This is a genomic window from Algoriphagus sp. TR-M9 (assembly GCF_027594545.1).
In the GTDB taxonomy this organism is placed as follows: Bacteria; Bacteroidota; Bacteroidia; order Cytophagales; family Cyclobacteriaceae; genus Algoriphagus; species Algoriphagus halophytocola.
Window position 1 is genome coordinate 815,001 of record NZ_CP115160.1, and the last position, 10,976, is coordinate 825,976.

Genomic DNA, 10,976 nt, shown 5'->3' on the forward strand with positions numbered 1-10,976 from the left:
GTTGCAGAGACAGCCAGGAGGTTAGCTTGGAAGCAGCTATTCCTTTAAAGAGTGCGTAACAGCTCACTGGTCGAGCGACAGGGCGTCGATAATAATCGGGCATCAAATCTAGTACCGAAGCGAAGGATTGATAGTTTACTATCAGTGGTAGGGGAGCATTCCAACGGCAGCGAAGTTTCAGCGTCAGCTGAGGTGGAGCTTTTGGAAAAGCAAATGTAGGCATAAGTAACGATAATGCGGGCGAGAAACCCGCACACCGTAAGACCCAGGTTTCCTGATCAACGCTAATCGGATCAGGGTTAGTCGGGACCTAACGCGAACCCGAGAGGGGTAGTGGATGGACAATGGGTTAATATTCCCATACTAATTATACAGGTGATGGAGTGACGGAGTGATGAAAGATCCGCGCGGTGACGGAATACCGCGTTAAAGGTAGTAGGTATTGGTTCGATAGTTAAATGCGTTGAACTAGCCGAAGCTGAAAGTACCGAGCGTTTACGGACAATCGGATAGTGATCCTAAGGGCTTCCAAGAAAAACTTCTAGCGTTAAGCGTATAATTACCCGTACCGCAAACCGACACAGGTGGTCGAGGAGAGTATCCTAAGGTGCTCGAGTGAATCATGGCTAAGGAACTCGGCAAAATAGCCCTGTAACTTCGGGAGAAGGGGCGCCCCGAGCAATCGGGGCCGCAGTGAAGAGGCCCAGGCGACTGTTTAACAAAAACACATGGCTTTGCAAAGTTTCAAGACTAAGTATAAGGCCTGACACCTGCCCGGTGCCGGAAGGTTAAGAGGGGGAGTTACCGCAAGGGAAGCTCTGAATCGAAGCCCCGGTAAACGGCGGCCGTAACTATAACGGTCCTAAGGTAGCGAAATTCCTTGTCGGGTAAGTTCCGACCTGCACGAATGGTGTAACGATCTGGGCACTGTCTCAGCCATGAGCTCGGTGAAATTGTAGTCGCGGTGAAGATGCCGCGTACCCGCAACGGGACGGAAAGACCCCATGCACCTTTACTGCAACTTAGTATTGGTACTGGACAAATGATGTGTAGGATAGGTGGGAGACTGTGAAGCGGGTTCGCCAGGATTCGTGGAGTCACTGTTGAAATACCACCCTTTGTTTGTTTGGTATCTAACCCGTTTATACGGGGACATTGCTTGGTGGGTAGTTTGACTGGGGTGGTCGCCTCCAAAAGGATAACGGAGGCTTCCAAAGGTTCCCTCAGTACGCTTGGTAACCGTACGAGGAGTGCAATAGCATAAGGGAGCTTGACTGTAAGGCCGACAAGCCGAGCAGGGTGGAAACACGGGTATAGTGATCCGGCGGTTTTGAATGGAAGAGCCGTCGCTCAAAGGATAAAAGGTACGCTGGGGATAACAGGCTGATCTCCCCCAAGAGCTCATATCGACGGGGAGGTTTGGCACCTCGATGTCGGCTCGTCACATCCTGGGGCTGAAGAAGGTCCCAAGGGTTGGGCTGTTCGCCCATTAAAGTGGCACGCGAGCTGGGTTCAGAACGTCGTGAGACAGTTCGGTCCCTATCTGTTGCGGGCGTGGGAAGTTTGCGAGGACCTGACCTTAGTACGAGAGGACCGGGTTGGACTGACCGCTGGTGTACCGGTTGTGATGCCAATTGCATTGCCGGGTAGCTACGTCGGGAAGAGATAAGCGCTGAAAGCATCTAAGTGCGAAACTCCCCTCAAGATGAGACTTCCAAACAGGGCCGTCAGAGACGATGACGTCGATAGGCTACAGGTGTAAAGGCAGTAATGTCATAGCTGAGTAGTACTAATTGCCCGAAAGCTTATTCCCGGTTTGTTACAGTTTCTGCCAAGACATGTTATTGACTTAAGATATTAGACAATAGACGCTAGACAGGAGATTGGTTGAGATACGAAAGAGATCTTGCTGCTTGATACTGGCTACTTGAGTCTTCCAATTTAGGCGGCCTAGCGCAGGGGTCCCACCTCTTCCCATCCCGAACAGAGAAGTTAAGCCCTGCCGCGCCGATGGTACTGGGGTTACACCCGGGAGAGTAGGTCGCCGCCACATTATTATTAAGCCTTCCGTGAAAACGGAAGGCTTTTTTGCTTTCTGGCCTCCCTCTTTTATTACATTTTCATTTAAGCCTTTTCCACTGTGGGTTTTTTTATGACCTTTGTCATGTTTTTGTGACTTTCTTGTCAGGTTTCACTCACTATATCGGAGCTAGTTTCGTGCTTAAATTCTAGCATATCGAAAAACACCTACCTTTCCTAATTCAATACTCTTGAAGACGATTACCCAAGCCTACATTTTGTAGAATAGGTATTTCTTATCGGATTGATTATTTTATGAATGGTTTCTGTGTCTTAGAATGCTTAAATGATTTGACCGATTTTCACAATGCCTGATTTTTCATCTACTGAACAAGTGAAATGCTATCATTGCGGTGAAGACTGCGGGGATCTTGAATTGTCTTTTGACCATAAGGTGTTCTGTTGTCAAGGTTGCAAATTGGTTTATGAGGTGCTGTCTGAAAATGAGTTGACAGACTACTATGAATTAGAATTTCAACCCGGTATTTCGCAAAAATCTAGTAATAAACATGCCTACCGGTTTGATTACCTCGACGATATAGAGACGGTTTCGGCCTTACTCTCTTTTCAGAACGAGAATGAGGCACATATTTCATTTTATATTCCATCTATTCATTGCGCTTCTTGTATTTGGCTTTTAGAAAACCTATACCAGCTTAATTCTGGTGTGATTTCAAGTCGGGTGGATTTTATTAAAAAGAAAGTTTACATCAAATACCTGAAGGAAAAGCTATCTCTGAAATCTTTGGTGACCCTGCTTGACACCATTGGGTATGAACCTGAAATCAGCCTTGCCAGTACGGATGAAAAAAAAGCAGTAACCTTGGATAAACGGACTGTACAGCATCTGGCTGTGGCAGGATTTTGTTTTGGTAATATGATGCTATTTAGCGTCCCGGAGTATTTTTCTGAAGCTGAGTTAATAGCGGAGTCTTTTCGAGGTGTTTTTAGTTACCTTAATATTTTACTAGCCATTCCAGTGGTGTTTTTTTCCGCTCGGGATTACTATCGCTCTGCTTGGAATTCGCTATCACAAAAGAAAATAAATATGGATGTGCCCATCGTACTGGGTATTATCTCTCTTTTTTTATACTCTCTTTGGGAAATCATAGTCAATGCTAGGGCTGGTTACATGGATAGTTTAGGAGGCTTATTGTTCTTTCTTCTTTTAGGTAAAATTTTCCAACAAAAGACATTTGCTACCCTTGAGTTTGATAGAGATTTTAAGGCTTACTTTCCTATAGCGGTCACCCGAATTAAATCAGACCAAGAAGAGGTGGTCCCTCTGTCCAAAGTTGTAGTTGGAGATGTTATTTTAGTTCGGGATGAAGAATTGATTCCTGCGGATTCCATTTTGCTCAGCCAGGAGGCCAGTATTGATTATAGCTTTGTGACAGGGGAGGAAATTCCTGTTCCCAAAAACAAATCCCAGTTAATCTATGCCGGAGGACGGCAGAAAGGGGAGCCTATTATGCTGCATATCCAAAAGCCTCCATCTCAAGGATACTTGACAGACCTGTGGAACAATGAGGCTTTCAATTCCAGTAAGGAGCGGCTTTTGGAACCACTTTCTACTAAAGTAAGTGCTGCATTTACCTGGACGGTTTTGGTGGTTGCTTTTGGTGCGCTTGTTTTTTGGAGTTTTAGTGATATAGCTTTAGGCGTAAAAGCATTTGTATCGGTACTGATCATTGCTTGTCCATGTGCTTTGGCTATGTCCACCCCGTTTACTTTGGGGAATGCCCTTCGGATATTTGGCAGGAATAAATTTTACCTTAAAAATGCCAGTGTAGTGGAGCGTATGGCTTTGCTGGATACTGTTGTTTTCGATAAAACAGGTACGCTCACGGATCCAGCTAATGCCAGTGTAAACTATACCGGAGAGAAGTTGTCCGAAGAAAGCCTTTCCCTGATTAAGGCGATGGTCGCTTTTTCTACGCACCCTTTGAGTAATAGAATTAATTATTGGTTGAAGCATGTTCCTTTGGCAACTTTAGAAAAGATTGAAGAAATCAAAGGAAAAGGACTTCAGGCAAGCTATAAAGGTGCAATAGTCAAATTGGGATCTGGCATTTTTGCAGGACCTGAAAGCCTGCCCACTTCCGATGAGGGTAATCAGGTGTACCTGCAAATGGACGGTAGTTATATTGGGTGCTTTCATATAAAGTCCGGATTACGGAAGTCTGCCCCTGCTGTAGTGTCCGAACTCAGTAATAAATATGCCATCCATGTGCTTTCCGGTGATCATAAGCAGGAGCAACAAGCTCTGACGAAAATTTTGGGAGCTGCTGATATCACCTATAATTTTCAGCAAAGTCCATTAGATAAGTTGAACTATTTGAAAAACCTAAATAGTAGCAACAAGCATTCAGCAATGATTGGCGATGGTCTGAATGACGCAGGAGCGCTACAGGCGAGTGAAGTGGGAATAGCCATTAGTGATCGAGTCAGCCATTTTTCCCCGGCAAGTGACGGAATATTGGATGCTGCAGCTTTTTCCAAGCTTCCAGCTTTCATGGACTTTGCTAAGCAATGCAGGAAAATCATCAAAAGCAGCTTTCTCTTAAGTTTTATTTATAACTTAATAGGGATTTCACTGGCAGTTCAGGGATTGTTGAGTCCGGTGATTTGTGCAGTATTGATGCCATTGAGTAGTATTTCGGTGGTGGTTTTTACCACTTTTTCCACCAATCTGGTGGCTCTGAATAAAGGATTGTTTAAACCAAATCAAGTATAAATGGAGGTTATTTTTTTATTAATAGCAATAAGTCTAATCCTCGCAGGATCCTTTTTGTTTCTCTTTTTTAAAGCAATGAAAAGCGGGCAGTTTGAGGATAATTACACGCCTTCCATACGAATGCTTTTTGACTATAAATCGAAGAAATCAACCAATAAAAATAAACCATCAAACCAATAGTCCTATGAATGACACTACGCTCGAGAGGTTTCATTATGACAATAAGATTGTCAAGTATTTTGGAGCTGCGACCATAATCTGGGGTGTGATAGGGATGCTAGTAGGTGTACTGGCGGCCACCCAATTATTTCTCCCTGAGGCTAACCTGGGCAATCCTTACACGACCTTTGGCCGGATCCGACCTCTGCATACCAATGCTGTGATTTTTGCCTTTGTGGGGAATGCAATTTTCGCTGGAGTCTATTACTCTATGCCTAGGCTGCTCAAGGCGCCAATGTGGAATAAATCCTTAAGCTGGTTTCACTTTTATGGCTGGCAGTTGATCATACTTGCAGCTGTGCTGACACTTCCATTGGGTTATACTACCTCTAAGGAATATGCGGAGCTAGAGTGGCCTATAGATATTGCTATTGCAGTAGTCTGGGTGGCTTTTGGGGTGAATATGATTGCGACAATCCTGAAGCGTAGGGAGCGTCACATGTATGTGGCTATCTGGTTTTACCTCGCCTCTTTCATCACCGTAGCTGTTTTACATATTGTGAACTCTTTGGAACTTCCTGTGACATTCCTGAAGAGCTACTCGGCTTATGCGGGAGTTCAGGATGCATTGGTACAGTGGTGGTATGGGCATAATGCAGTAGCTTTTTTCCTGACTACTCCTTTCCTGGGCCTGATGTATTATTTCCTACCAAAAGCTGCAAACCGTCCGGTTTACTCTTACAAACTTTCCATCATACATTTTTGGTCGCTGATTTTTCTATATATGTGGGCAGGTCCGCATCACCTACTTTATACCTCACTTCCTGAGTGGGCGCAGGTACTGGGGACGGTGTTTTCTGTGATGCTTTTGGCTCCATCATGGGGTGGTATGGTGAATGGATTATTGACCCTCCGAGGAGCCTGGGACAAAGTCGCCAGTGATCCAGTTTTGAAGTTTATGGTGGTAGCCATTACTGCATATGGTATGGCAACTTTTGAAGGACCTATGCTATCATTCAAAAACGTAAGTGCCATCGCGCACTACACCGATTGGATAATCGCCCACGTTCATGTAGGAGGTTTGGGTTGGAATGGTTTCCTGACCTTCGGTATGTTGTATTGGATGTGGCCAAAGCTTTTCAAAACCACCATTTATTCTAAAAAACTAGCGAACGTCCATTTTTGGTTAGGGGTGCTCGGGATCATTTTCTATGCCTTGCCAATGTATGTAGCTGCTCTTACTCAGTTTTTCATGCTAAGAGAGTTTGATGAAATGGGCAAATTAGCTTATGGAAATTTCCTTCAGACAGTGGTTGAACTGGTGCCCATGTATATGTTGAGAGCATTTGGAGGACTTCTGTACCTGAGTGGTGCGATCTTGATGATCTACAACATGTTCAAAACTGCTCAGGTGGGGCAATTCCAAGAATCTGAGGAAGACCAGGCCCCTGCACTTGTCAAGAACTACAATCCTAAAGGTGAGTTTTGGCACAGAGCATGGGAGCGAAAGCCAGTTTTCTTCGCCATTATGGCCACCATCGCCATATTGATAGGAGGAATAGTAGAAATTATCCCTACAATTTTGGTGAAATCAAACGTGCCTACTATAAGCTCGGTGAAGCCTTATACAGCTCTAGAGCTGGAAGGAAGAGATATCTATATCCAAAATGGATGTGTAGGCTGCCATTCTCAAATGATCCGCCCATTCAGGTTTGAAACTGAGCGGTATGGAGAATATTCCAAAGCAGGTGAATTTGTCTATGACCGTCCTTTCCTATGGGGTTCTAAGAGGACCGGGCCAGACCTTCATCGACTGGGTGGTAAGTATCCAGACAGCTGGCATTACTTCCACATGGAGGACCCGAGAAGTATGTCACCTGGCTCTTTGATGCCTCCATACCCATGGCTGATAGAAAATGAACTTGACTATTCTGATTTGCCGGCTAAAATCAGAACCATGCAGAAACTCGGGGTTCCTTATCCGGAGGGTTATGATCAGCAAGCATCGGCAGACCTGGAAGCGCAGGCCGCAGGAATAGCCGAGGGCTTGAAGGATGCAGGGGTAGCAGTAAAACCTACCACTGAAATAGTGGCCTTGATCGCTTATCTACAGCGATTAGGGACAGATATCAAAGGTGCAACTGCAAACGATTAATTCTAGAAATCATGTACAAAGAGGTAATGAGATCCATAGAGCACGTTGAAATATTTCCGATTATTTCTCTGATCATATTTATCCTGTTTTTCACAGGAGTTGCGATTTGGGCGTTTAGAGTGCCAAAAGGTGTAATCGACCATATGAGTTCACTCCCACTGGATAAGGATGATTTAACTGATAAGGAGCCATGAAACCTGGCATTTTGAAGATTGATATCTACTCCAGAGGCTATTTGCTGAGTGAGATCCTTCCGGTACTTCGGGACTGGCCATCAGACCATTTCAAATCAAAAAAATAAACTCATGAAAAAATATATAAGCTTTTTAATCCTATTGCTGCTTTCGGCCAGTAAACCTGTACTGGCTCAAGATGCAGTGACCGCTCCATCCATGGATAGAAACCAATTGACCATACTGATTATTCTAGGAGTGATCCTGGCGGTAATCTTATTGTTACTGGTTCTGATCATTTATTTGATGGCCTTTATGTCATCAGTTTTTCGTAAAGAAGATCCAAGCTTGGCAGAGGAGCCCACCTGGTGGGAATCTTTCAAGGCTAAATTTGTCACAGGAAATGTAGAGGAAGAACTGGACAGTGATAAGCTAATGGCAGACCACTCCTATGATGGAATCCAGGAGCTAGACAATTTTATGCCTCCTTGGCTTCAGTATGTGTTTTCAGGTACTATCATAATTGCAATAGTTTATTTTAGTTACTATACGGTATTAGGCTTTGGAAAGACAGGAGTCGAAGAATACGAGGAGGAAATGAGAATTGCTGCGATAGAAGAGGAAGAACGAAATGCGAATGGGGCAGCCAATATAGATGAAACCACTGCCATATTTGATGATTCAGCCCCAGCGCTGAGCACTGGAAAAACAATCTTTGAAACTAATTGTGCGGCCTGCCATGCAGCAGATGGAGGTGGTGGAGTGGGGCCAAACCTAACGGATCAGTACTGGCTTCATGGAGGAGATGTAAAAGATTTGTTTGCGGTGATTAAATATGGGGTAATAGAAAAGGGAATGGTGCCATGGGAGGATCAGCTGAGTCCGAAGGAAATCCAGGATGTCTCCAGCTACATTCTTACGCTACAAGGTACTACTCCAGCAGCCCCTAAAGACCCTCAGGGAGAGCTGTATTCTCCAAGCTCGGATCCCCCAGCTTCAGGGGAAATTAGTGCAGACCCAGTAGTAGATTCTACAGCAGTAGGAGAATGATAGTAAGCCGGGAATGGGCTGTTCCCGGCGATTAATTGCTCAAAACTATGGCGAAGAAAAACCCACATTTAGACCCTGAGCATTTCAGAGATGCACTCGCTACCGTTCAGGACGATGGGAAGAGAAACTGGGTGTATCCTAAAAAAGTAAAGGGTTTTTTCTACAAAAACAGAACCTACTTGTCCTGGGTACTCCTGGCAATTTTATTTGCCGGGCCTTTTATTCAGGTTGACGGGAGACCCTATTTTTTGTTCAATATTTTTGAGCGGAAGTTTATCATATTTGGGGCTGTATTTTGGCCCCAAGATACCTATTTGCTTATTTTTCTTCTCCTGATTTTTTTCCTCTTTATCATTTTGTTCACAGTTGCATTTGGTAGAGTCTGGTGCGGATGGGCATGTCCTCAGACTTTGTTTATGGAAATGGTTTTTCGTAAAATAGAGTATGCGATTGAGGGGGATGCTAATCAGCAAAGAGCCTTAAATGCCAAACCATGGGATACGGAGAAAGTCATCAAGAAAGGCTCTAAAATTGCCATTTTTGCTTTTATATCTCTATTAATTGGCCATTTGGTGATGGCGTATTTAATCGGTATCAATCAAGTCATCACTATTGTGTCCTCTCCGCCATCAGCTCACATGAGCGGATTTTTAGGCTTGCTTGGTTTTTCTGGTATTTTTATGTTCGTGTTTACCTGGTTTAGAGAGCAAGCATGCTTAGTGGTTTGTCCTTACGGACGATTGCAGGGCGTGCTGCTGGATGATAATTCCATCAATGTCATGTACGATTATGTGCGTGGGGAGCCCAGGGGGCCGATCCGAAAAAATCCTGAAGAAAATAGCGATAAAGGGGACTGTGTAGATTGCTCCCTCTGTGTGCAAGTTTGCCCGACAGGAATAGACATTCGAAACGGGATACAAATGGAATGTGTGAATTGCACGGCTTGTATAGATGCCTGCGACGAGGTCATGGAAAAGGTAGATCGGCCTAAGGGGTTGATCCGATACGCTTCCCCCACTAGTATCAAGCAGGGCTTTGAAAAACTGGTTACTGGAAGAGTAAAGGTGTACATTGTGATCTTAACGCTTTTGGTCAGTGCCTTCGTTTCCTTGATCGTGACTCGGGAAGATATTGCGGCTACCATTACCAGATTTCCCGGGATGACCTATCAGGAGCGAGAAGATGGTACGGTGAGTAATTTGTACCAAATCACTTTAATCAATAAAACCTTTGAGCAACAGGAGGTAGAATTAAAGTCTGTCAATGAAGGATTAGAGGTGGAAATACTGGGAGCACAGACATTTGTTTTGGAGCCTCAGTCTAAGTTTGAAGGGAGGTTTTTCTTGGTAAAAAACAACCAAGAAGTACGCGTAAACCAAGAAAAAGTAGCTCTTAGTCTGATGCATTTGGGTGAAGAAATAGATCAGATAGAAACAAGTTTCACAGCACCGGTGAGTAATTAGATAACATAGAAATGAAGATGAATTGGGGAACAGGGATAGTATTGACCATCGTTGGTTTTGTGGCGCTGATCCTGGTCATGGTGGTGATTTCAGTGCGTATGGAGGGGATAGAATTGGTGACTGAAAACTACTATGAGGAAGAAATCAAATACCAGGATAGGATAGACCAGATAGACCAAGCCAGTGAGCTAGGAAGGGATGTAATTGCTTATAATTCCCAGCAGAAATTGATCGAATTGGATTTGCCAAATGGCTCTACAGGCTCTTTGCAGTTCTTCCGTCCTTCAGATTCTTCCTTGGATCAATCCATCCCGGTGAAGGTGGTGAAAGACGATGTAACGATAGTGCCAGTGGATCGGTTAAAACCTGGTTATTGGAAAATCAAACTAGAATGGTCTGAAAATGGAGTCAGGCACTATCAAGAGAAGAAAATCACTATTTAAATGCTCTGGACAGCTATCGCATTAGGGTTTTTGAGTTCATTCCATTGCTTGGGGATGTGTGGACCTATTGCGCTCGCTGTAGGAGGTCAGCAGAAGAATACTTACTTCTTGCACAAACTACTTTATAATTTCGGACGAAGCTTTACTTATGCCATATTAGGGTTGGTTTTCGGCGCATTTGGATTTACGCTTGCGCTGGCCGGGATTCAGCAAGGATTGTCTATTGCAATGGGGGTAGTGATTCTGCTTATGGCTTTCTCGGTCAAAAGCTCCGACCGATTCTTGACTATTCCCGCACTTCATCCCTTGGTTTCCTGGGTGAAGGCTAAGCTTTCATATTTTTTGAAGTCAAAATCTAAGTTTTCCTATTTTTCCACTGGCTTGGCAAATGGACTATTGCCTTGTGGGATGGTTTACATGGCTTTGGTAGCGGCCATGGGCTTACAGAGCCCGGTTTTAGGGGCTGCGTATATGTTTTTATTTGGCATAGGTACCATGCCTTTGTTACTGGTTTTGATGTTTTCCAAGGAGTTGATTTCTGTAAAGAACAGAATAAGATTTCGGAAAGTCATTCCGTATGTGGGAGCAGTGATAGGAATACTTTTTATAGTAAGAGGGTTGGGATTGGGGGTTTTCTTCAGTCCAGACTTACAAGCTTTCGATTACGGATCCACTCAGGTGAATATCACTATGTGCAGATAAGTGGTAATTTACCAG

Annotated in this window: 8 protein-coding genes and 2 rRNA genes (1 of these 10 only partly in view); all 10 read left to right on the forward strand. The window is 44.2% G+C overall.

Going from position 1 to position 10,976, the window contains the following annotated elements; genetic code table 11:
• A 23S ribosomal RNA gene (locus PBT90_RS03755) occupies positions 1–1,813 on the forward strand; it begins 1,058 nt to the left of the window's first position.
• A gap of 128 nt (positions 1,814–1,941) precedes the next feature.
• Positions 1,942–2,053, forward strand: a 5S ribosomal RNA gene (gene rrf / locus PBT90_RS03760).
• 333 nt (positions 2,054–2,386) lie between these two features.
• Positions 2,387–4,816, forward strand: a complete 2,430-nt coding sequence (locus tag PBT90_RS03765; RefSeq protein ID WP_264809055.1) for a heavy metal translocating P-type ATPase — start codon at positions 2,387–2,389, stop codon at positions 4,814–4,816.
• Complete coding sequence (gene ccoS / locus PBT90_RS03770; RefSeq protein ID WP_264809056.1) at positions 4,817–4,996, forward strand: cbb3-type cytochrome oxidase assembly protein CcoS; 180 nt, start codon at positions 4,817–4,819, stop codon at positions 4,994–4,996.
• 4 nt (positions 4,997–5,000) lie between these two features.
• Complete coding sequence (gene ccoN, locus PBT90_RS03775; protein WP_264809057.1) at positions 5,001–7,130, forward strand: cytochrome-c oxidase, cbb3-type subunit I; 2,130 nt, start codon at positions 5,001–5,003, stop codon at positions 7,128–7,130.
• Between the two features lie 11 nt (positions 7,131–7,141).
• Positions 7,142–7,324 (forward strand): cbb3-type cytochrome c oxidase subunit 3, encoded by a 183-nt coding sequence (locus PBT90_RS03780; protein WP_264809058.1) that lies wholly within the window; start codon positions 7,142–7,144, stop codon positions 7,322–7,324.
• 111 nt (positions 7,325–7,435) lie between these two features.
• Positions 7,436–8,353: a cbb3-type cytochrome c oxidase N-terminal domain-containing protein gene (locus tag PBT90_RS03785; protein ID WP_264809059.1), complete on the forward strand. Its 918-nt coding sequence runs from the start codon at positions 7,436–7,438 to the stop codon at positions 8,351–8,353.
• Positions 8,354–8,400: 47 nt separating this feature from the next.
• Positions 8,401–9,816, forward strand: a complete 1,416-nt coding sequence (ccoG, locus tag PBT90_RS03790) for a cytochrome c oxidase accessory protein CcoG (protein ID WP_264809060.1) — start codon at positions 8,401–8,403, stop codon at positions 9,814–9,816.
• A gap of 11 nt (positions 9,817–9,827) precedes the next feature.
• Positions 9,828–10,259 (forward strand): FixH family protein, encoded by a 432-nt coding sequence (locus PBT90_RS03795; protein WP_264809061.1) that lies wholly within the window; start codon positions 9,828–9,830, stop codon positions 10,257–10,259.
• Entirely contained in the window at positions 10,260–10,961 is a 702-nt protein-coding gene (locus tag PBT90_RS03800) for a sulfite exporter TauE/SafE family protein (protein ID WP_264809063.1), read from the forward strand.
• The last annotated feature ends 15 nt before the right edge of the window (positions 10,962–10,976 follow it).

Coding starts and splice junctions, on each gene's coding strand:
- PBT90_RS03765 (WP_264809055.1), top strand. CDS start 2,387: ATGCCTGATTTTTCATCTACTGAACAAGTGAAATGCTATCATTGCGGT.
- ccoS (WP_264809056.1), top strand. CDS start 4,817: ATGGAGGTTATTTTTTTATTAATAGCAATAAGTCTAATCCTCGCAGGA.
- ccoN (WP_264809057.1), top strand. CDS start 5,001: ATGAATGACACTACGCTCGAGAGGTTTCATTATGACAATAAGATTGTC.
- PBT90_RS03780 (WP_264809058.1), top strand. CDS start 7,142: ATGTACAAAGAGGTAATGAGATCCATAGAGCACGTTGAAATATTTCCG.
- PBT90_RS03785 (WP_264809059.1), top strand. CDS start 7,436: ATGAAAAAATATATAAGCTTTTTAATCCTATTGCTGCTTTCGGCCAGT.
- ccoG (WP_264809060.1), top strand. CDS start 8,401: ATGGCGAAGAAAAACCCACATTTAGACCCTGAGCATTTCAGAGATGCA.
- PBT90_RS03795 (WP_264809061.1), top strand. CDS start 9,828: ATGAAGATGAATTGGGGAACAGGGATAGTATTGACCATCGTTGGTTTT.
- PBT90_RS03800 (WP_264809063.1), top strand. CDS start 10,260: ATGCTCTGGACAGCTATCGCATTAGGGTTTTTGAGTTCATTCCATTGC.